Annotated in this window: 17 protein-coding genes; 3 read left to right on the forward strand and 14 right to left on the reverse strand. The window is 64.5% G+C overall.

What is annotated here, in order from left to right; translation table 11 throughout:
* Position 1: 1 nt before the first annotated feature.
* The 3 genes from G4223_RS08940 to G4223_RS08950 form a co-directional block, all read right to left on the reverse strand.
* The gene (locus tag G4223_RS08940; RefSeq protein WP_163678026.1) at positions 2–1312 is read right to left on the reverse strand and encodes a PQQ-binding-like beta-propeller repeat protein; all 1311 of its coding nucleotides are present in this window, start codon (positions 1310–1312) and stop codon (positions 2–4) included.
* A 24-nt stretch (positions 1313–1336) separates the two neighbouring features.
* Positions 1337–2014, reverse strand: a complete 678-nt coding sequence (locus G4223_RS08945) for a tetratricopeptide repeat protein (protein WP_163678028.1) — start codon at positions 2012–2014, stop codon at positions 1337–1339.
* 73 nt (positions 2015–2087) lie between these two features.
* The gene (locus G4223_RS08950) at positions 2088–2642 is read right to left on the reverse strand and encodes a thioredoxin family protein (RefSeq protein WP_163678029.1); all 555 of its coding nucleotides are present in this window, start codon (positions 2640–2642) and stop codon (positions 2088–2090) included.
* A gap of 116 nt (positions 2643–2758) precedes the next feature.
* Between G4223_RS08950 and G4223_RS08955 the strand changes: the two genes are divergently transcribed.
* Positions 2759–3181 (forward strand): hypothetical protein, encoded by a 423-nt coding sequence (locus G4223_RS08955; protein WP_163678032.1) that lies wholly within the window; start codon positions 2759–2761, stop codon positions 3179–3181.
* Between the two features lie 25 nt (positions 3182–3206).
* On the opposite strand, the gene G4223_RS08960 is transcribed toward G4223_RS08955, so the two are convergent.
* On the reverse strand, positions 3207–3392 hold the full coding sequence (locus tag G4223_RS08960; RefSeq protein ID WP_163678065.1) for a hypothetical protein: 186 nt from the start codon (positions 3390–3392) through the stop codon (positions 3207–3209).
* A gap of 295 nt (positions 3393–3687) precedes the next feature.
* On the opposite strand from G4223_RS08960, the gene G4223_RS08965 reads away from it, so the two are divergent.
* Positions 3688–5370, forward strand: a complete 1683-nt coding sequence (locus G4223_RS08965) for a methyl-accepting chemotaxis protein (protein ID WP_163678068.1) — start codon at positions 3688–3690, stop codon at positions 5368–5370.
* A 125-nt stretch (positions 5371–5495) separates the two neighbouring features.
* On the opposite strand, the gene G4223_RS08970 is transcribed toward G4223_RS08965, so the two are convergent.
* From G4223_RS08970 to glgB, 6 genes are all read right to left on the reverse strand, one after another.
* Positions 5496–7958 (reverse strand): glycogen/starch/alpha-glucan phosphorylase, encoded by a 2463-nt coding sequence (locus G4223_RS08970; protein WP_163678071.1) that lies wholly within the window; start codon positions 7956–7958, stop codon positions 5496–5498.
* Between the two features lie 191 nt (positions 7959–8149).
* Positions 8150–10366 carry a 4-alpha-glucanotransferase gene (malQ, locus tag G4223_RS08975; protein ID WP_163678074.1) on the reverse strand — a complete coding sequence of 739 codons (2217 nt, stop codon included), beginning with the start codon at positions 10364–10366 and terminating at the stop codon, positions 8150–8152.
* Positions 10363–12171 carry a malto-oligosyltrehalose trehalohydrolase gene (gene treZ, locus G4223_RS08980; RefSeq protein WP_163678076.1) on the reverse strand — a complete coding sequence of 603 codons (1809 nt, stop codon included), beginning with the start codon at positions 12169–12171 and terminating at the stop codon, positions 10363–10365. The genes malQ and treZ overlap by 4 nt, the downstream gene beginning before the upstream one ends.
* The gene (gene glgX / locus G4223_RS08985) at positions 12171–14294 is read right to left on the reverse strand and encodes a glycogen debranching protein GlgX (RefSeq protein WP_163678079.1); all 2124 of its coding nucleotides are present in this window, start codon (positions 14292–14294) and stop codon (positions 12171–12173) included. The genes treZ and glgX overlap by 1 nt, the downstream gene beginning before the upstream one ends.
* 13 nt (positions 14295–14307) lie before the next feature.
* On the reverse strand, positions 14308–15021 hold the full coding sequence (locus tag G4223_RS08990) for a substrate-binding periplasmic protein (RefSeq protein WP_163678082.1): 714 nt from the start codon (positions 15019–15021) through the stop codon (positions 14308–14310).
* Between the two features lie 41 nt (positions 15022–15062).
* The gene (gene glgB, locus G4223_RS08995; RefSeq protein ID WP_163678085.1) at positions 15063–17252 is read right to left on the reverse strand and encodes a 1,4-alpha-glucan branching protein GlgB; all 2190 of its coding nucleotides are present in this window, start codon (positions 17250–17252) and stop codon (positions 15063–15065) included.
* A 281-nt stretch (positions 17253–17533) separates the two neighbouring features.
* On the opposite strand from glgB, the gene G4223_RS09000 reads away from it, so the two are divergent.
* On the forward strand, positions 17534–17752 hold the full coding sequence (locus G4223_RS09000) for a hypothetical protein (protein ID WP_163678087.1): 219 nt from the start codon (positions 17534–17536) through the stop codon (positions 17750–17752).
* Between the two features lie 70 nt (positions 17753–17822).
* On the opposite strand, the gene G4223_RS09005 is transcribed toward G4223_RS09000, so the two are convergent.
* Genes G4223_RS09005 through G4223_RS09020 form a run of 4 tightly spaced genes read right to left on the reverse strand, consistent with a single transcriptional unit; the run spans position 17823 to position 20846 of the window.
* A complete protein-coding gene (locus tag G4223_RS09005) occupies positions 17823–18302 on the reverse strand; it encodes a hypothetical protein (protein WP_163678092.1) in 480 nt (159 codons plus the stop codon).
* A 35-nt stretch (positions 18303–18337) separates the two neighbouring features.
* Positions 18338–18913 (reverse strand): protein-methionine-sulfoxide reductase heme-binding subunit MsrQ, encoded by a 576-nt coding sequence (locus G4223_RS09010; protein WP_163678095.1) that lies wholly within the window; start codon positions 18911–18913, stop codon positions 18338–18340.
* A complete protein-coding gene (gene msrP, locus G4223_RS09015) occupies positions 18913–19833 on the reverse strand; it encodes a protein-methionine-sulfoxide reductase catalytic subunit MsrP (RefSeq protein WP_163678097.1) in 921 nt (306 codons plus the stop codon). The genes G4223_RS09010 and msrP overlap by 1 nt, the downstream gene beginning before the upstream one ends.
* 17 nt (positions 19834–19850) lie before the next feature.
* Positions 19851–20846, reverse strand: coding sequence for an acrylyl-CoA reductase family protein (locus tag G4223_RS09020; protein WP_163678101.1), 996 nt, complete (start codon positions 20844–20846; stop codon positions 19851–19853).
* Positions 20847–20855 lie beyond the last annotated feature (9 nt).

The raw sequence follows: 20855 nt of genomic DNA on the forward strand, positions 1-20855 counted from the left end.
GTCAGCGATAAGCCACGAGGTCGGCGTCGTTGGTGACGAAATACAAGGTGCCGTTGGCCACCGCCGGCTGGATGGTCACGCCATCGGAAACCGACACCTTGCCCAGCACCTCGCCGGTATAGGGCGACAGCGCCACCAGATACCCGTCGGAGCTGCCGACGATCAGACGGTCTGAAGCCAGCACCGGACCAGCCCAGATGACCCGCCCCTCCTTGTCTTCCTCGTCTTCCCAGATGCGCAATTGGGTCACCCACAACAAACGCCCGGTCTTGGCCTCGACCGCCAACGCCTCGTTGCTGTTGGTGACCAGGAACAGATAGTCGCCGGCCACCCACGGGCTTTGGATGCCGCCCACTTCGCGTTCCCACAGCCGGCGGCCGGTCCGCAGGTCGATGGCCACCAGCATGTCGGCATGGCCGATGGCGTAGACACGTCCACGGTCGATGATGGGCCGCCCGCGGATATCGGACAGGGTGGCGACGTTGTCGGTGCGGCGCAGGGTGGTCAACTGGTCCTGCCACAGCACCGAACCGTTGTCGATGCGCAGCGCGAACAGCTCGCCCGAGGAATAGGGAACCACCACCACGTTGCCATCGACCGCCGGGCTGGTGCCGGCCAACAGGCTGGCACCTTCCGAGATGCCCTGGTGGGTCCACAACACGGCACCGTCCTCGGCCGCCAGACAATGGGTCTGGTTGTCGACCGTGACGACGAACACGCGGCCGGCCCGCACGGTGGGCGCGCCACGCATGGGACCCGACAGGCTTTGACGCCACACCACCTTGCCGGTCTTGGCCTCGATGGCCACCACCTGGGCGAAGCCGGTGGTTGCGAACAGCAGGCCATCCTCGTAGGCGACGCCGCCGCTGGCGAAGGTGGAATCCTCGTCGTCCGGGGTCAGGTCCAGATCCCACACCACGTCGCCGGTATTGGCGTTGATGGCGCGCACCGAAGCCTCGGCGTCCATGGTGAAGGCCAAGCCTTCGGCCACCACCGGCTGGGCCAGCAGGCGGGCACGCTTGCCCGCGCCTTCGCCGATACCGGTCCGCCATTGCCGTTCCAAGCGGTCGCCCACTTCCATGTGGTGCATGGCGTGATTGGCGAAGCCGCCGGCCTGCGGCCATTCGCTGTTGGGTTCAGGCGGCGGCAGCTTGATCTCGGCGTCCTTGACCTCGGGCTCCAGCGCCTTTTCACGCGACAGAACCGAGATGCGCTTGCCCGGCAAAGGCGGCGCGGCATTATCACCCATCCAACTGGAACAAGCACTCAGCCCCAGCACGGCCACCATCCCCAAAGCCAGACGACGCATCATGGACAACACCCCAGATCGAGAAGACTAGCCCTTGGCCTTGCCGCCGGCATTCAGCATTTCGGCGGCACGCGCCCGCACCCCTTGGGGCGCGGCCGGATCGTCGGCCAGCTTGCGGAACAATTCCTCGGCGGCGGCGACATCGCCAGCCTTGACCGCGGCCAACGCCTGAATCTCGCGCGCCGAATGCCGCCAGGGGCTGGTTTCCACCGCCAGCTGCGCCACCGAAGCCGACACCGCCGCCGGATCACCACCGTCCAATTGCAGATAGGCCACCTTGAGGCGGGCCATGTCGCGATAGATTTCGTCGCCCTTGCCCACGGCCACGCGCTCGAACAAGGCGATCGCCCCCTCGCGGTCGCCCGACGCCAACTTAAGGTCGGCCAGCTTGAAGTCCGCCAGCACCTGATAACCGGCGGTCCCTTCCGTGGCGACCTTGCCGAGTTGGGCCAAGGCTTCGTCGCGCTTGCCCTGTTGCAGGGAGGTCATGGCAGCCGAGAACGCATCGCCGGCCTTGGCCCGCTGGCTGGTGTCCCAGGCTTTCCATGCCTGCCAACCGGCAACGCCAAGAACCAGCGCGGTCACGGCGGCCACCAACAGGTTGCCGTGCTTTTTCCACAGCACCTGGAGTTGTTCCTGCTTCAGTTCTTCATCGACCTCGCGGATCAGAAGCTCTGCGGCTGCGTCGTCATTCTTGGTGGTCAAGGAAAGGTTCTCCGAAAATCGAACGGGCGTAACATAGTCCGAGGCGCGGGCAGAGGCAAACCCCGCGCTTCACCTATGGCTCTTTCCACTTGATCGAGCACCCCATCGAGGGAACCTGCTCAAGCGGTCCGCGGCCGGTCAAGGCCACCTGCACCATGGCCTCGAACAGCTCGCGGCGGGCATCCGCCGGCCCCGCCTCGCGCCGCGACGCGTCGAGACGGCCACGATACTGCAACCCCATGTCCGCGTCGAAACCAAAGAAATCCGGCGTACAGACCGCATCATAGGCCCGCGCCACATCCTGTCCTTCATCGAACAGATAAGGAAAGGTGAAGCCGTGACGGGCGGCGAACAGCTTCATGTTGTCGAAGGAATCTTCGGGATAGGCCACGGTGTCGTTGGACATGATGGCGGCGACGCCGATCCCCATGCCCTGAAGCTCGCGGACATCACGGACCAGACGATCCGCCACCGCCTGAACATAGGGGCAATGGTTGCAGATGAACATGACCAAGGTGCCACGCGGCCCCCGGACGTCCTTGAGGGCATGGGTCACGCCGTCGATGCCCGGCAAGCGGAAGTCCGGGGCCGGCCATCCGAAATTGCACAGAGGTGTTTCGACCGCCATCGCCGTCCCCATTCGTATCAAGGAAGGAAAGCGCCGCCCGGTCGCAGAGAATTCTTTTGACCCGGCGGCGGCTTTGGCCGGACAATATAGCGCATCGTCACAAGGGGTCATAGAACATGATCAGGCAACTCGCCCCCCTGGCGCCAAGAATTCTGATGGCTGCCGCCCTGCTGTCCAGTGCACTGGTAGCCGGATGTTCCAACGGTTCCGGCGGCCATCTGCCCTATTCCACCCATGGCCTGAGTGCGGAAGGGCGCGTGGCGACGCAACTCGCCATCCTTGAGGTGCTGAGCGTCGTCAACACCAAGAAGACGCTGCCGGACCATGTGGCGACCTGGGTCACCGGCAAGGATTGCTCCACCATCCGCGCCCAGCGCGAGGGGGCATGGTGCGTCGATTGGCCGGCGCCGCCGGCGCCGCCGCAACAGGTCTATTGTTATGCCTCACTGGCCAAGCCCAGTTGCTACGCCCAGCCCTACAACGAAGGCAACGACCGCCTGATCGGATTTGTTCCGGCCCCGACACCGGTTCGGCGCTGACCGACACGCGGTCCTGAGGCGACGCTCAGGAACGAAGGTCGCCGTTCTTCAGGCGTTCGCAAATCAAGCGCATCGAATTGCCGATTTCCGGCTGATGCTCGGCCAAGGTCGCCGCCAGACGTTGCGCATGGGCGCGGTCGAACGGCCGCCCCAAGGCCTCGTGCTCCAGCAGTTCGACCAATTGATGGATTTCGTGCAGTCGGTAGTCCATGGCGATTGCTCCCAACTATCGCCTCGACTATGGCCCGCCTCATGCTGCACCGCAACGGACTCTTTGGTGACATATCCTTACCCTTTCGAGTAAGGGTAGTCGTACAGTTTCGAGCCCCATGAACAACTAAAATGATACTAGCGTAAACATAAATACAAAAAATTCAAAGAACGCACTAAATACGTACGCCATATATTTCAAATCATCCAAATTATAACCTTAATATGAATTCCTGATCACACCGCAAAAGTGATAATAGAATCGCAGATACCCCTCACAATCTACGGAGGGAAAAATGTCTGCAATGGCAAATTTGCCGATCGCGCGGAAGCTTGCCCTCAGTTTCCTGTGCATGGTGGTGCTGATGACCGTGGTGGCCGTCATCACCCTGACCCGCGTGCAAAACATGCGGACCAACAATCAATGGACCGTCCACACATATGAGGTCTTGGCGACCATGGACGCCGTGGTCGCCGCCATGGTCAACCAGGAGACCGGCCTGCGCGGCCTTTTGGTGTCGGGCAAAGACGCCTTCCTGGGCCCGTATCGCCGGGGAGAGGTCGCCTACACGGAGGCCTGGACCAAGGCCAAGGAACAGACCTCGGACAATCCGGCACAACAGGCCCGCCTGGACGAACTGCACCGTTTCGCCATCACATGGAAGAACGACGTGGCGGAAAAGGAAATCGCCATGGTCCGGGCCGGCCGGATCGAGGAAGCCCGTACGTTCGAGGCGACCGAGGCGGGAAAGCAGGCCATGGACGCCCTGCGCGCCAAGGCCAATGAAATCAAAGGGGCAGAAACCGAGCTGTTGGCCACACGCGACGCCGAACGCAACGCCGCCTACAGCGTCGCCTTGTGGGCCACCATTCTGGGCGGCATGCTGTCCGTGGTGGTGGCTGTCGCCATGGCGATGGGGCTGAGCCGGTTGATCGCCACGCCGATCAAGGGCATGACCTTGGCCATGACCACCTTGGCCAACGGCGACACGACAACCGCCATTCCCGCCCAGGACCGCCGCGACGAACTGGGCGCCATGGGCAAGGCCGTGCAGGTCTTCAAGGACAACATGATTCGGGCCGACCGTCTGGCGTCCGAACAGGCGACGGAACGCGCACAACGCGAAGCCCGCGCCCAGGCCATCGAGCATTTGACCGGCCAGTTCGACCAGACCGTCAGTTCGGTTCTGCAATCGGTCAGCTCGGCGGCCGGCGACATGGAACAGACCGCGCAATCCATGGCCGCCAATGCCGAACAAACCTCGCGACAGGCGACCAGCGTCGCCACCGCCACCGAACAGGCTTCCAGCAACGTCCAGACGGTGGCGACCGCCGCCGAGGAATTGTCGGCCTCGATCACCGAGATCACCCGTCAGGTCGCCCAATCCAGCGACGTCGCCCGCCGCGCCGCCGAAGAGGCCGCCCGCAGCAACCAGACCGTCCTCGGTCTGGCGGATTCGTCGGCCCGTATCGGCGAAGTGATCCAGTTGATCAACGACATCGCCAACCAGACCAACCTGTTGGCCCTGAATGCCACCATCGAGGCGGCGCGGGCCGGCGAAGCCGGCAAGGGGTTCGCCGTGGTGGCGCAGGAGGTCAAGAATCTGGCCAACCAGACAGCCCGCGCCACCGAGGAGATCGGCAACCAGATCGGCGGTGTGCAAAGCGCCACCAAGGACGCGGTCGAGGCCATCACCACCATCGTCGGCCGCATTGACGAGATCAACCAAATCTCGTCGGCCATCGCCAGCGCGGTCGAGGAACAAGGCGCCGCAACCCAGGAAATCGCCCGCAACGTCCAACAGGCGGCACGCGGCACCCAGGAAGTCAGCGTCACCATCGCCTCGGTGACCCAGGCCGCGGGGGAAACCGGCTCGTCCGCGACCCAGGTCCTGGCCTCGGCCCGTGCCCTGAGCCGTCAAGCCGGCGACCTGCGTGACGAGGTGACACGCTTTCTGGGGGCGGTTCGCACCGCCTGAGCATCCAACGAAAACAGCCACCTGTGCACGGGCACAAGTGGCTGTTCCCTCAACCTCAAGCGTTACGCGCCGTCACCCGTCCCCAGACACCCCATCACCAGTACAGGCTGGCCTTGAGGCGGGTCTCAGTTATTGGTCGCCACCCCCCAAATGTCGCGGGCATATTCCGCGACCGTCCGGTCGGACGAGAACTTGCCCATGCGCGCCACGTTCAAGATGGCCTTGCGGGTCCATTCGTCGGGATCGCGATACAGGGCGTCCACCCGTTCCTGAGCGGCGATGTAGAGCGGATAATCGGCGGTCAGCAAATAGGTGTCGCCATTGGTCAGCGCCTCGACCAGCGAGCGATAGCGGTCGGTCTGATCCGGCGAGAAATAGCCCGACCCGATCATGTCCAACGCCCGCTTCAGTTCGTCGTTGGCGTTGATGGCGATCTGCGGGTCGTAGCCGTCGATCCGCCGCCGCGCCACCTCCTGTGCGGTCAGGCCGAACAGGAACATGTTGTCCTCTCCCACCTCCTCGCAGATTTCCACGTTGGCGCCGTCCCAGGTGCCGATGGTCAGCGCCCCGTTCATGCTCATCTTCATGTTGCCGGTGCCCGAGGCCTCGGTGCCGGCGGTGGAAATCTGTTCCGACAGCTCGGCCGCCGGCATCACCAATTCGGCGGTCGAGACGTTGTAGTTGGGAACGAACACCACCTTCAGCTTGTCGCCGACCAAGGGGTCGTTGTTGACCACGTCGGCCACGTCGTTGATCAGCTTGATGATCAGCTTGGCCAGGATGTAGCCGGGCGCCGCCTTGCCGCCGATGATCACCGTGCGCGGCACCACGTCCACCGTCGGGTTGGCGCGGATACGGGCGTAGCGGGTCACCACATGCAACACGTTCAGAAGCTGGCGCTTGTATTCGTGAATGCGCTTGATCTGGACGTCGAACAAGGAATCGACCGACACGTCCACCCCCAGCCGCTGGCCGATCACCTGGGCCAGGTGCTGTTTGTTGGCACGCTTGACGGCGGCGAAACGGGCGTGGAAATCCTTGTCGTCGGCCAGCTTCTCCAGGCCCTTCAGACGGTCGAGATGGGTCACCCAGCCCTCTCCCACCGCTTCGGTGATCAACTTGGACAGACCGGGATTGGCGGCCAGCACCCAGCGGCGCGGGGTGACGCCGTTGGTCTTGTTGTTGATCTTGCCGGGGCTCAGATGCTCGAAGTCGGAAAAGATGGTCGACTTCATCAGCCCGGTATGGATGGCGGCGACGCCATTGACCTTGTGGCTTCCGACCACCGCCAGATGGGCCATGCGCACCCGGCGTTCGCCATCCTCGCCGACCAGCGACACCCGTCGCAACAGGTCGGAATCGCCGGGGTGGCGATGACGGACCTCTTGCAGGAACTCATGATTGATGCGGAAGATGATTTCCAGATGGCGCGGCAGGATGCGCTCGAACATGTCCACCGGCCAGGTTTCCAGCGCCTCGGGCAACAGCGTGTGGTTGGTGTAGGCGCACGACCGCCGGGTCAGGTCCCAGGCGTGGTTCCATTCCAGGTGGTGTTCGTCCACCAGCACCCGCATCAATTCGGCCACCACCAGCGCCGGGTGGGTGTCGTTGAGTTGGACCGCCACACGCTCGGGAAGCTTGTTCCAGTCGCTGTGCGCCTTGCGGAAGCGGGCCAGGATGTCCTGGATCGAGGCGGCGACGAAGAAATATTCCTGTTTGAAGCGCAGTTCCTTGCCGCGCGAGGTGATGTCGGACGGATACAGCACCTTGGACAGGGTTTCGGACTCGTTCTTGTCGCGCACGGCCTCGATGTAATTGCCGGCGTTGAAGTACTTGAGGTCGAATTCGCGGGTGGACTTGGCCGACCACAGGCGCAGATGGTTGACGGTCTTGCCGCCATAGCCCGGCACCGGCACGTCATAGGCCATGGCCATGACTTCCTCGGTGTCCATCCATTGGGCGCGGGTCTGGCCCAGCACGTCCTTGTAATGAACCACGCGGCCGCCGAACCGCACCGGATAGATCACGCCGGGACGCGGGAATTCCCACGGATTGCCGTAGCGCAGCCAGTTTTCCGGGCTTTCCACCTGCCAGCCGTGCTCCACATGCTGGGTGAACATGCCGTAATCGTAGCGGATACCGTACCCGAAACCGGCCACGTCCAACGACGCCATGGAATCCAAAAGACAGGCCGCCAGACGGCCCAGGCCGCCGTTGCCCAGCGCAGCCTCGACCTCCCAACCGACGATTTCGTCGAAATCGAGGTTCATTTCCTCGATGGCGGTCTTGACCTGATCATAGATGCCCAGGGAGATCATGGCGTTGGACAGCGTCCGCCCGATCAGGAACTCCATGGACATGTAATAGACGCGCTTCTGATCCTGGTCGTAATAGCGGTTCAGCGTCGGCATCCAGCGTTCGGAAACGCGGTCGCGCACGGTGTAGGCCGCAGCCATGAACCAATCGCGGGCGGTGGCGTTCACCGGATCCTTGCCCACCGAATACAAAAGATGGCTGGCGAGGCTGTAGCGGATGCTCTCCACATCGTCGTCGAGGAGCCTGACCACGGGGGGGCCGACACGGCGCATACTTCGTCCTTCCGCCTAAAGAATACCTTGTAGGGAGTGTCCCGGACACGGACGCCAAGTCAAGGCGTTTCATGCACGAAATGGAGGTAAAGCCCATGCGTTGACGGAATATTGCCACTGCGTGCGCCGAATTGTGCGCATCTTTCCCCGACCCGCAACAATTCGGAAACACACCACGCAACGTCTTGCCGTCACACAGGCGGAAGCTTTTCCACCGGGCGGTTCCCCCGCTCCGGTTCCAGCCACGCGGCCAGCGCCGCCATCCTGGGATCACCCAGCACGCCGGGCACGTCCACCGGGAAACGACGGCGCCAGTTGGGGTGCTGATCGGTGGTGCCGGGCAGGTTCATCTGACTGTCGAGCGCCAGCACGTCCTCGATCTGCACCATCATCAACCGCGAGCGGGCACGGGACAGATAAGCATGCGCCGCCTCGGCCAGACGTTCGGCATCGGCATCGGACAAGGGGCCGTGGCTGGGGAAGTCTGGCGGCAGCAAATCCTGTTCGACAAAGGCGCGGACCAGTTTCTCGCGGTCGCCCTGACGCGCCGCCCGCTCCTCCTCGGCCATGCCGGGACGGGGGTAGAGGTCCAGCTTTTCCCGCCGGCCGATGTCGGTGCCGTTCCACCAGCCCCGCGCGCTGGGCAAATCGTGCGTGGCGAAAATGGCCAGCGCGTTCTCGTCGAATTCGTCGGGCCGCTTGAAGCGTCCGTCACGCTGTTCGAACACCATCACGCGATAGGCGAACAGCGCGGTCCGCGCCATGCGCTCACGGAACCCATCGGGCACGGTGCCCAAATCCTCGCCGATCACCATGCAGCGGTTGCGCACGGATTCCAGGGCGACAAGCCGGAACAGGTCGTCCACCGGATAGCGCACATAGGCGCCCTGGTCGGCACTGGCGCCCGGCGGCACCCAATAAAGCCGCTGGAGCGACATGGCGTGGTCCAGACGCAACGCGCCGGCATGACGCATGTTGGCGCGCATGACGCCGATGAAGGGAGCATAGGCCGCCTCGCTCAAGGCCAGCGGATTGAACGGGATCAGCCCCCAATCCTGGCCCTTGAGGGCCAGCGGGTCGGGCGGCGCCCCCACCGACACGCCCAGCGACAGATTGTCCTGTTCCAGCCAGGCTTCGGCACCGTCGCCGGCGATACCGACGCCCAAATCGCGGTAAAGGCCGATGCTGGCGCCGTTGTCCAGTGCCGCCCGATGCGCCGCCGCCAATTGCTGGTCGGCCAGGAATTCCAGCCACCAGAAGAATTCGACCCGCTCGCGGTTGAGATCGGCCCATTTCATCACCGCCGGGTTGGCCGGGTGGCGGAATTCCTCGGGCCAATGGCGCCAATAGGGGCGGCCTTCGGTGACGAAACGTTCGTGCAGCGCCTCGAAGGTGAAGAACAGTTCGGCCGCCCGGCCACCCTCTTGCTGGAACGCGCGGAACGCCGCGCCACGCCCGTCGCCCGGTTCCAGATGCTCGGCCCGGAACCAGCGGTACAGCACCTCGAGCATGGGCAGCGCCAGACGCGCCACGTCGTCATATTCGACCATGGGATAGCCGCGCACCCGCGACAGGTTGGCCTGGAACCCCGGCGAGGCGAACATCCGCTTGGCCTCGCGGCATTCGGCGAATTCCGGCACCGATTCAACATCCAGATAAGCGAGGTTGAGGAACCGGCGCGAAGACGGGGCATAGGGGCTGAACTTCTGCGGCTGGGCCGGGAACAAGGCATGCAGCGGGTTGATGCCGACGGTGGCGGCGCCCATCTTGGCGGCGCCGGCCGCCAGTTGTTCCAACGCCTTGTAAGTGCCCACGCCCCAATCGGATTCAGTCCGCAGGGCATAGACCTGGGTCGCCAGCCCCCAGACCCCGTCGCCTTGGCTTATCGCCGCCGGGACATGGGCATGGGCGGGAGCGACGGCGATGGTCATGGACGCGCTCTCGCCATCGGACGCGCTGACGCGCAAGGTGTGGTAACCGACCGCTGGCAGGGCCGGCAGCACCAACCGCCAGCGTTTGACCAGCACGCCATCCAGCCAACGTTCGTCGACCCAAGTCAGGCTATCGACCTGGAACGAGCCGCCATGACGGCCGCCCAGTTCGTCCTCGATCTCCCAGGTCAGAAGCTGTGTGTCGCGCGCCGCCGGAACACTCAGCGTCACCGCCGGTTCGCCCCAGGTGGTGTCGAACACCGCCACCGGTTCCAGCCAGCGACGCCACGGGCGGGTTTCCAATTCGGCAAGACTTGCCGCGACGTCGTCGTCGGTGGCCACGGCGAACCCCATGGCGGCCAGGAACGCCTTTTTCGTCTCGACCGAGACCGGCCGCCACTGGCCGAAGAAATCCCACCATCCGTCCTCGATACCGGCCAGTTGCGCCAACCGGTCGAGAGCTTCCGCCGCGTTCATCGATTTCCCCCGTCGTCCAGGTACCAGAGCAATCCCCACCCCGGAAGCGCGTCACTATCCGTTGCCGGGGTAGAGTACAAAAGTCTGCCGCCGCCGGGAACGCTTCCCGCGTAGGGCACGGATGATAGATTAGAGACGACTGAAAGAACACTGTCGTCACCCAACCGCCAACGCGCGACGAAAGCGCCGCCGCCCAGCCGTTCAACCTGGGCGCCACCGGCCGTCCCGGCCAGACGCGGCACCACCTCGCGATGGCGCAAGGCCAGCAAATGCCGGACCTCGGCCAGACGCCGGTCGTGGGGCGCCCGCGCGGGTTCGGCCCAATCCAGCTTGGACCGGGCGAAAGTGTCCACCGCCGCCGGGTCCGGCACGCGATGGACGCCGTCGCCATGGAATTCCGGGCAATGAACGAATTCGTGCAGCCGTCCCTGGCGCACCTTGCGCGCCAGTTCGGGGGCAAGGTCGCAGAAATACAGGAACGGTGTCGTCGCCCCCCATTCCTCGCCCTGGAACAGCATGGGCACTTGCGGCGCCATCAGAACCAGCGCGCAGGCGGCGCGCACCGCCTCGGGCGCGGCCAAGGCGTCGATGCGTTCGCCCAACGCCCGGTTGCCCACATGGTCGTGGTTTTGCAAAAACGACACGAAGGCGGCCGGCGGCAGATGGGAGGACGGCTCGCCACGCGCCAAGCCGCCGCGATGGTCGGATTGTTCACCTTGAAAAGCAAATCCCTCGGCCAGACAACGCAACAGGTGGTCCAACGGATCGGGCGCATAGTCGCGGTAATAGCCCCCCGCCTCGCCGGTCAGCAGCCGATGCAGGGCATGGTGGAAATCGTCGTTCCATTGGGCGGAATAAAGACGCGGACGCCCGGTTCGGCCCCGCTCCAGAAGCCGGGCGGCGTTGGCGTCGTTCTCCACCACCAGATGGATCTCGCGCCCGGCGCACAGGCTGCGCGCCCGCTCGGCCAGTTCGTCCAGGACATGCCGGGCGCCGTCGTCGCGGATGGTGTGCACGGCATCCAGCCTGAGCCCGTCCAGATGGAATTCGACCAGCCAGTAAAGGGCGTTATGGATGAAGAAGGCGCGCACCGGCCCCGCGTCGTCGCCGTCATAGTTCACCGCCTGTCCCCACGGCGTGTGGTGACGATGGGTGAAGAAGCGCTTGGCGGTGGCGTGCAGGTAGTTCCCTTCTGGCCCAAGGTGGTTGTAGACCACGTCCAGCAGGACCATCAGCCCCAAGCGATGGGCTTCGTCCACCAGCGCCTTGAACTCGTCCGGCGTCCCATAAGCGGAATCGGGGGCATAGGGCAACACGCCGTCATAGCCCCAGCCGCGCCCGCCGGCGAAATCGGCCAGCGGCATCAACGACAGCGCGGTAACGCCCAGATCCGCCAGATACGCCAGCTTGTCCCGCGCGGCGGAGAAAGTGCCCTCGGGGGTAAAGGCCCCCACATGCAACTCATAAAGGACGGCCTGTTCCCACGGCCGCCCCATCCAACCGCCGTCGTTCCAGTCATAGCCCAGGGGATCGACCACCGCCGAAAGGCCGTGCACGTCGTCGGGTTGATGGCGCGACGCCGGATCGGGCACCACATGGCCACCGACACGAAAACCATAGCGGGCGCCGGCGCCCAGGTCGGGCACGAACGCCTCGGCCCAACCGTCGCCGGACTTGTCCATGGGCAGGTCCGGCCGGCCGGGCAGGTGCAATGCCACCGGTCCGCAATCGGGCGCCCACAGCCGGAAGCGGACGCCGCCGCCTTCGACCGTGGCCCCGAACGGCATGACGTGGCTGCGACGCATCAATGGTTTCCGTTGCGGCGACGCAGGACGGCCAGGGAATGGGGCTTCAACGGAAACCGCGTGCCGGCGGCGCAATACTCGCCCTTCAGAACCGATTCCGGCCGGGCGGTATCGATCACCACCTCCCACGTCTTGCCGGCCTTGGGCGGCGGCAGGGTGTAGAAGATGATCTCGGTATAGGCGTTGCACAGCACCATGAAGGTGTCGTCGGCCTCCTCGTGCCCGGTGCGCGAATCCACCACGCAGGATTCGCCGCCCAGGATGAAGCCCAGCGACCGGGCGTAAGGCAGCATCCAGTCGGCCTGGGCCATCTCGAAGCCGTCCGGCGTCACCCAAGTAATGTCCTTCAACAGGTCGCCGGCCATGCGCCGCCCCTGGAAGAAGTGCGGCCGGCGGAATACCGGATGCTCTCGCCTCAGCCGGATCAGCGCCTGGGTAAAAGCCAGCATGTCGGCATCCAGGTTTTCCCAGTCGATCCAGCTAAGCTCGTTGTCCTGGCAATAGGCGTTGTTGTTGCCGCCCTGGCTGCGGCCGAATTCGTCGCCGGCCAACAGCATGGGAACACCCTGGCTGAGCAGCAACGTCGCCATCAGGTTGCGCATCTGTTGCCGACGCAGGGCGTGAATGCGCCGGTTGGAACACGGGCCTTCCTGTCCGCAATTCCAGGAATAATTGGCGTCGGTGCCGTCGCGGTTGTTCTCGCCGTTGGAATCGTTGTGCTTGGCGTTGTAGCTGACCAGATCGGCCAGGGTGAAGCCGTCGTGGCAGGTGACGAAGTTCAAGCTGGCCCACGGCCGCCGGCCGCCCCAGCCGAACATGTCCGACGAACCGGTGATGCGCGAGGCAAGGTCGCCGATCAAGCCGCCGTCGCCGCGCCAGAACCGGCGCACGGTGTCGCGATAATGGCCGTTCCATTCCGACCAGCCGGGCGGAAAGCCGCCCAGGCGATAGCCGTCGCCGCCGATGTCCCACGGTTCGGCGATCATCTTGGCCTTGGACAGCACCGGGTCCTGACGCACCGCGTCGAGAAAGCCCGAGCCCCCGTCGAAGCCCGATTTCTCACGCGCCAGACTGGCCGCCAGGTCGAAGCGGAAGCCGTCGACGTGCATTTCCTCGACCCAATAGCGCAGGCTGTCCATCACCATCTGCAACACGCGCGGATGGCTGAGCTTGAGCGTGTTGCCGCAGCCGGAATAATTCTCGTACCAGCGTTCCGAGCCGGAAACCAGGCGGTAGTAGCTGACGTTGTCGATGCCCTTGAACGACAGCGTCGGGCCTAGCTGGTTGCCCTCGGCGGTGTGGTTGTAGACCACGTCCAGGATCACCTCGATCCCCGCCTCGTGCAGGCGCTGGACCATGCTTTTGAAGTCGCCTTGGGGACTGGCGCCGTAATAGCGGATGTCGGGCGCGAAATAGGCGATGGGGTTGTACCCCCAGTAATTGCGCAGGCCCTTTTCCGTCAGGTGGCGTTCGTCCACATAGGCCTGGACCGGCAACAGTTCGACCGAGGTGATTCCCAGCTTGACCAGGTGGTCGATCACCTGGGGTTGGGCCAACCCGAGAAAGGTGCCGCGATATTGCGGCGGCACGTCGGGATGACGCATGGTGAAGCCGCGCACATGCATTTCGTAGGCGACGGTGTCGTTCCACGCCACGTTCGGCCGGCGGTCGTCCCCCCAGGTGAACGCGGTGTCCACCACCTTGCACTTGGCCTGGTAACGCGCGTTGTCGCGCTTGTCCATGACCAGATCCTGCTTGGGACTGCCCAGCCGGAAACCGAAATGGGTGTCCGACCAGATGATGTTGCCGGACAGCGCCTTGGTGTAAGGGTCGATCAGCAGCTTGTGAGCGTTGAAGCGATGCCCGTGCAGCGGGTCGTAAGGACCGTGCACGCGGTACCCATAAAGCTGTCCCGGCCGCACGTCGGGCAGATATCCGTGCCACACCTCGTCGGTATATTCGGGCAGGACGACCCGCTCGATCTCGCGGCCACGATGGTCGAACAGGCACAACTCGACCTTTTCCGCATGTGCCGAGAACAGCGCGAAGTTGACGCCATGGCCATCCCAGGTGGCTCCCAGGGGATAGGGCGATCCGGGCCAGATGCGGCGGCGCGAGGTCATGACGAAAGGCCTCTTACTTGAAAAGCGGGGGGGAATAGGACGCGACGACACGATCCCGCGTGCCGTCATCGACCATGGTTTGGAAATGGTGCCGCAGCGCGGCCACCAGATCGGGGTCGGCCCCCGGAGACAAGGCCAGCCATGCCTGCTCGACCCCGACGCGTGGGCCGATGGTCGGCGTTCCGGCAAGTCCATGCCGATGCCACAACCAACGTGCCTCGATCTCGGGGACATACCAGGCGTCTGCCCGGCCGGCGGCCAGGATACGGGCGTTGTCGGCAGTGTCGGTGGCGGTTTTCAGGTTGGCGAAGCCCTTGGCGCGCAGGTCCTCGAGAAACGAAGTGCCGTCCTGAACCCGCACCGAGCCCAGACGGCGAGCGCCGTCCAGATCATGGCGGCGACCGTCGGCCGACACGAAATTGACGCCATAGACCAGGACCTCGGCCACCCAGGTATAGCGATCCTCGCGTTCGGGCGTCCGTCCCAACGGCATGATGGCCGCGTCATGGCCGTCACGCACCTCGGCCTGGGCACGGGCCCAGGGTTCGAACGACACGGAAAAGCCGATCCCGGCGCGACGGGCCAGTTCTCGCCCCAATTCGACCACGATGCCCGGCCGTTCCGCCGAATCGGCGATGGCGAAAGGCGGGAAGTCGGCGGTGTGCAGACGCAACTCGACCGCATCCGCGACCGCCGGCCATACCAGGGCCACCATCGTCGCCAACATGCGCGCCATCCTGCCCATCGCCCCCCTCCCCTGCTGCCGGCTCAGCGTTCGCGCTTGAACACCACCACCGCCAAGGGCGGCAAGGTCAGGTTCAGCGAATAGGGATGGCCGTGCCACGGCACTTCCTCGGCCTGATGGCCGCCGCCGTTGTGGACGTTGCCGCCGCCGTACCATTCGGAATCGGTGTTCAGCACCTCGTGATAGAAGCCGGGATAGGGAACGCCGACCCGGTAACCCTCTCGCACCACCGGGGTAAAGCTGCACGCCACCACCGCGATGTCGTCCTGAACCTTGGCCCGGCGCAGATAGGTCAACACCGAATTGTCGCGGTCGTTGCAGTCGATCCAGGAAAAGCCGTGCGGATCGGTGTCGAGTTCATAGAAACACGGCTCGACCCGGTACAGGTGGTTAAGATCGCGGATCAGCCGCTGCACCCCCTGGTGGGGGGTATATTCCAGCAAGTGCCAATCCAGCGATTCCTCGCAATTCCATTCACGCCCTTGCGCGAACTCACAGCCCATGAACAGCAGCTTCTTGCCGGGATGGGTCCACATGAAGGCGAAATAGGCGCGCAGATTGGCGAAACGCTGCCAGTCGTCGCCCGGCATGCGGGCCAACAGCGATCCCTTGCCGTGCACCACCTCGTCATGGGACAGCGGCAGCACGAAGTTTTCGTGGAACGCGTAAAGCAGGCCGAACGTCAGGTCGTCGTGATGGTAGCGGCGATGGATCGGTTCCTTGGAAATATAGCGAAGGGTGTCGTTCATCCACCCCATGTTCCACTTGAAGCCAAAACCCAAGCCGCCCAGATAGACCGGCCGCGACACCATGGGCCAAGCGGTGGATTCCTCGGCGATGGTGGTGGCGCCGGGATGTTCGCCGAACACCACTTCGTTCATGCGGCGCAGGAAATCGATGGCCGCCAGGTTCTCGCGGCCACCATAGCAATTGGGAATCCACTCGCCCTCTTCGCGTGAGTAATCCAGGTAGAGCATGGAGGCAACCGCGTCCACCCGCAGGCCGTCGATGTGGTATTGCTCGACCCAATAAACGGCGTTGGCCACCAGATAATTCTGAACCTCGCGGCGGCCGTAATTGTAGATCAGGGTGTTCCAGTCCTTGTGGAATCCCAGGCGCGGGTCTTCGTGCTCGTAAAGGCAGGTGCCGTCGAACTGGGCCAAGCCATGCGAGTCGGTGGGGAAATGCCCCGCCACCCAGTCGATCAGCACGCCCACGCCGTTCTGGTGCATGCGTTCGACGAAGGCGCGGAACTCCTCGGGATTGCCGAAACGCGAGGTGGGAGCGAACAGCCCCACCGGCTGATAGCCCCACGACCCCGAGAACGGATGCTCGTTGACCGGCAACAGTTCGACATGGGTGAAACCCAGGTCGCGCACGTATTCCGACAATTGGTCGGCCAGTTCCAGATAGGTGAGCGAACGGCTGTCCTCGTCCGGCACGCGGCGCCACGACCCCAGATGCACTTCATAAATGGACACCGGCGCGTGGCGGTCGTTGCGGCTGTGGCGGCGCTCCATCCAGTCGCCGTCCTGCCAGTCGCGCTCGGCCAGTTCCCACACGATCGAGGCGGTCTTGGGCGGCACCTCGGCGTAATGGCCGTAGGGGTCGGCCTTGAGCGGCAACAGATTGCCGTGCGGCCCGATCAGTTCATATTTGTAGACGGTGCCGTTGCCCAGGCCGGGAATGAAGATTTCCCACACCCCGGCCTCGACCCGCTTGCGCATGGGATGGCGGCGGCCGTCCCAACCGTTGAAGTCGCCGACCACCGACACACGCCGGGCATTGGGCGCCCACACCGCGAACTGAACGCCGGCCACGCCATCGACGGTGACGCAATGCGATCCCATCTTTTCGAAGGTGCGCAGGTGATTGCCTTCGACCAGCAGATGGATGTCCAACTCGCCCAGAACCGGCGGGAAGCGATAGGGGTCCTCGACCACCAGATCCTGGCCGTCGGCGGTTTCCAGCCTCAGACGGTAATCGCCGGCCAAGGCCTGCGGCACCTTGGCCGCGAACAGGCCGTGCGGATGGATGCGCGCCAACTCGACCTCGCCGGCGGCGCCGGTCGCCCACACGCGGGCGGCATGCGGCTGAAAGGCGACGATCTTGTCGCCATGCGGGCCTAGGACGGCGAAGGGATCGCCATGGGTGCCGGCGACGATGGTTTCGGCGTCGGACCCGGCCACCAATGCGGATGAAGTTTTAGCCATGGGATCTCTTCCTTGCGTTTCACCCTTCACTGCACCATGTACCAGCTTCCCTTGGAAAGACAAATTACCCTTCATCGGGTCTCCCGCGCGCCCCGTCCCAGGGGATGGGGCTTGCCAAACGGCCACGTCCCCGCTTCCGAACAAAAAAAGCCGATTTGTAGTTGATCCAAATCAAAGTTTTCAGCTTTCGGCTTTCACGCTATTCCCAAATCTGGTAGAGGTTTCCCCCGAGGGGACCGGTCGATAGGTGACCGGCAGTGAAGATTCAAGGAGCGTGTTCGATGAGCGTCCTTCCCAAGGTTCTTGGCCTGACCGTGGCCGGCGTGCTGGTGATCGTGCTGTACCTGTTGCCGTCGATCGTCGGCGCATTGGTTGGCGGCAATGCCGCTCCGTCGAGCGCCAGCCCGACCGGCTTCTTCGTGTACATCGGCTTGGCGCTGACCGCCTTGTTCCTGTGCACCATCATGTACCTGGCCTCGACCGGCGGCGACGAAGCCTGATCGTTTCCGCTGTTCGCGAAAGACGAACGCCCCGGTTTCCTTGGGAAATCGGGGCGTTGTTTTTTTCCGGTCAACCGCCGGAACAGGCCTTGTAGTCCAACAGCACCTCGTTCTGAACCACCTTGGCCTGTTCGGTGAAACCGCCCCAGCCCCGGCGGTTGACGTCGTCCAGCATCTTGTCGGCCTGGGCGCAATAGGCGGTGGTCAGCGGCACGTTGCGGTGATAGGTCACCAACCGTCCGTCAAAATAGGTCCGCACCTTGAGCGCGTCCTTCTTGAACTCGCGCGTGAACATCTTGGCCCGCCGGTCGGTCTGGGACTTGAGGCGGGGACCAAAGCGTTCGTCGAACTTCTTCCATTTCGCGGCGGTGCCGGGCAGCATCTCGTCGCAGCGGTTGCCGGCCTCGCGCAGGAACACGCCGTGACGCACCAATTGCTCGGTCTGGATTTCGGCCGAGCTCAGGCAGCGCTTGAACTTCACCTGCGCCAGGGCGCCAACCGGCACGGACAGCGCCAAGGCGGCAAGAACGGCGACGGACAAGAACCTCATGGCGCGTTTCCCGCGACGACAACGTGGTTCGGCCATTATGCCCGCCCCCGCCGCCACAGGCGAGAGCCCAGCAGCAGCGACAAAATCACCGCGTACAGAAGCGGTTCGCGAATGTCGGCCTTGACCATCAGCCAGAAATGGGCCACCGCCAGCACCGACGCCGGAAACACCAGCCGATGCAGCCGCCGCCATGCCCGTCCGCCCAGGCGGCGGATCATGCCGTCGGTGGAAGTGACGGCCAAAGGCAGCAACAGCACGAAACAGCCCATTCCCAGCGTGATGTAGGTGCGCTTCGCCACGTCCTTCAACAACGCCTGCCAGTCGAAGAACAGGTCCAGCCCCACATAGGAGGCGAGGTGCAGGCAGACATAGAAAAAGGCGAACAGCCCGACCATCCGCCGCAGCCGCGCCAACGGCGCCCAGCCGGTCACGCGGCGTAGCGGCGTCACCGCCAGGGCCAGCAACAGGAAACGCAACGCCCAGTCGCCGGTGGTCCGGTTAATGGTCTCGACCGGGTTGACCCCCAGGTCGTCGGAAAAGGCCCGCCACGCCAACCACGCCAGCGGCATCAACGACAGGGCGAAGACACCCGGTTTCAGCCAGCGCGCCATCAGTATTCGACCCTGAGGTCCATGCCGGCATACAACCCCGCCACCTGTTCCGCATAGCCGTTGAAGGGCAAGGTGGGGCGGCGGCGAAACTCGCCGATCCGGCGCTCGGTGGCCTGGCTCCAGCGCGGGTGGTCGACCTCGGGGTTGACGTTGGAATAAAAGCCGTATTCGCGGGGTGCGTAATCGTTCCAGGCGGTGGCCGGCCGGGTTTCGCTGAAGCGGATGCGCACGATCGACTTGATGGATTTGAAGCCGTATTTCCACGGCACCACCAACCGCAGGGGGGCACCGTTCTGGGCCGGCAGTTCCTGGCCGTACATACCCACCGCCAGAATGGTCAGGGGATGCATGGCTTCGTCCATGCGCAAGCCCTCGGTATAAGGCCAGTTGAGGATGGGCACGCGCAGCCCCGGCATCTGATCGCGGTCGGCCAGCGAGACGAATTCCACGAATTTGGCCTTGGATGTCGGTTCAAACCGCTTGAGAAGCTCGCCCAACGGCACCCCCACCCACGGGATCACCATGGACCAGCCCTCGACGCAGCGCATGCGGTAGACCCGCTCCTCGAGCCGGTGCGGCTTGACCAGATCCTCGAAGGCGATTGTTCCCGGACGGGCGCACTCGCCTTCGACCACCACGCTCCATGGCCGCGTCTTGAGCCGGCCGGGGGCGGTGCGGGCCGGATCGGCCTTGTCGGTGCCGAATTCGTAGTAATTGTTGTAGGTGCTGGCCGCCTCGAACGACGTCGGCTTGTCGTCCAGGGTCACCACCCCCCTGGCGTAATCCAGGGGCGCCGCGCCGGCCCGCCCCACCGGAAACAATGCCGCCGCCGCCAAGGCAAGAAAACGACGGCGGTCCAGATACAGGGCGCGGTCGGTGACGTCGCATTCACGCAAATCGGGGGCGGGGCGAATCAGCATGTTGGCGTTCCCATCGTTCAGCGGTTGACGTCGACCACCACGCGGCCGCGTACCTGACCCTTCAGGATGTCGCCGCCCAGGGCCGGCAGGTCGGACAACCCGGCCTCCACCGTCATGGCGTCGAGCAGATCCAGCGGCATCTCGGCCGCCAGACGGTTCCAGGCGGCGACGCGGCGCGGCGTCGGACATTGCGCGCTGTCGATGCCCAGAACGGAAATACCGCGCAGCAACAGCGGCAGGACGGTCGTGTTCAACTCCACCCCGCCGGCATTGCCGCACGAGGCCACCGCGCCATGCAGCCGCAACGACGCCAGCACATGGGCCAAGGTGGCGCCGCCGACACTGTCGACACAGCCCGCCCAGCGTTCGGCCAGCAACGGCTTGGCGGCACCGCCGGCCAGTTCCGCGCGGTCCACCAGCACCGAGGCGCCCAAATCCTTGAGATAGGCGTGCTGTTCCGGCCGGCCGGTGGACGCGGCGACACGATAGCCGCGACGGGCCAGGATGGCGGTGGCGACCGAGCCCAGGCCGCCGGCGGCGCCGGTGACCAGGACCTCGCCTTCGCTTTCGCGGGTCAAGCCATGGTCTTCAAGCGCCATCACCGCCAACATGGCGGTCAGTCCGGCGGTGCCCAGGGCCATGGCCCGCCGCGCGCTCAGTCCTTTGGGCAACGGCACCAGCCATTCCCCCCTGACCCGCGCGTATTGGGCGTAACCGCCCCACCACACCTCGCCGACCCGCCAGCCGGTCAGGATGACCTTGTCGCCCGCCTTCCAGTCTGGGTGGTCCGACGCCTCGACCGTGCCGACGAAGTCGATGCCGGGAACGTGGGGATAGGAGCGCACCAGACGGCCCAAGCCTTTGAGAACCATGCCGTCCTTGTAGTTCAGGGTGGAATAGTCCACCCGCACGGTGACGTCGCCCGGCGGCAGACGATCCGCGCTCAGGGTTTCCACCGACGCCGAGACCTTGCCTTCGTTCTCGTTCAACAGCAGCGCGCGGAAATCGTCCACGTCCCGTCT

The organism is Magnetospirillum aberrantis SpK, assembly GCF_011022235.1.
GTDB lineage: Bacteria > Pseudomonadota > Alphaproteobacteria > Rhodospirillales > Magnetospirillaceae > Magnetospirillum > Magnetospirillum aberrantis.

Excerpts from the sequence above, each read along its gene's own strand:
- msrP (WP_163678097.1), bottom strand. The coding sequence starts at position 19,833 with ATGCTGATTCGCCCCGCCCCCGATTTGCGTGAATGCGACGTCACCGAC.
- glgB (WP_163678085.1), bottom strand. The coding sequence starts at position 17,252 with ATGGCTAAAACTTCATCCGCATTGGTGGCCGGGTCCGACGCCGAAACC.
- G4223_RS08955 (WP_163678032.1), top strand. The coding sequence starts at position 2,759 with ATGATCAGGCAACTCGCCCCCCTGGCGCCAAGAATTCTGATGGCTGCC.
- G4223_RS09010 (WP_163678095.1), bottom strand. The coding sequence starts at position 18,913 with ATGGCGCGCTGGCTGAAACCGGGTGTCTTCGCCCTGTCGTTGATGCCG.
- G4223_RS08965 (WP_163678068.1), top strand. The coding sequence starts at position 3,688 with ATGTCTGCAATGGCAAATTTGCCGATCGCGCGGAAGCTTGCCCTCAGT.
- malQ (WP_163678074.1), bottom strand. The coding sequence starts at position 10,366 with ATGAACGCGGCGGAAGCTCTCGACCGGTTGGCGCAACTGGCCGGTATC.
- glgX (WP_163678079.1), bottom strand. The coding sequence starts at position 14,294 with ATGACCTCGCGCCGCCGCATCTGGCCCGGATCGCCCTATCCCCTGGGA.
- G4223_RS09000 (WP_163678087.1), top strand. The coding sequence starts at position 17,534 with ATGAGCGTCCTTCCCAAGGTTCTTGGCCTGACCGTGGCCGGCGTGCTG.
- G4223_RS08940 (WP_163678026.1), bottom strand. The coding sequence starts at position 1,312 with ATGATGCGTCGTCTGGCTTTGGGGATGGTGGCCGTGCTGGGGCTGAGT.
- G4223_RS08950 (WP_163678029.1), bottom strand. The coding sequence starts at position 2,642 with ATGGCGGTCGAAACACCTCTGTGCAATTTCGGATGGCCGGCCCCGGAC.
- G4223_RS08990 (WP_163678082.1), bottom strand. The coding sequence starts at position 15,021 with ATGTTGGCGACGATGGTGGCCCTGGTATGGCCGGCGGTCGCGGATGCG.
- G4223_RS08970 (WP_163678071.1), bottom strand. The coding sequence starts at position 7,958 with ATGCGCCGTGTCGGCCCCCCCGTGGTCAGGCTCCTCGACGACGATGTG.
- G4223_RS09005 (WP_163678092.1), bottom strand. The coding sequence starts at position 18,302 with ATGAGGTTCTTGTCCGTCGCCGTTCTTGCCGCCTTGGCGCTGTCCGTG.
- G4223_RS08960 (WP_163678065.1), bottom strand. The coding sequence starts at position 3,392 with ATGGACTACCGACTGCACGAAATCCATCAATTGGTCGAACTGCTGGAG.
- treZ (WP_163678076.1), bottom strand. The coding sequence starts at position 12,171 with ATGCGTCGCAGCCACGTCATGCCGTTCGGGGCCACGGTCGAAGGCGGC.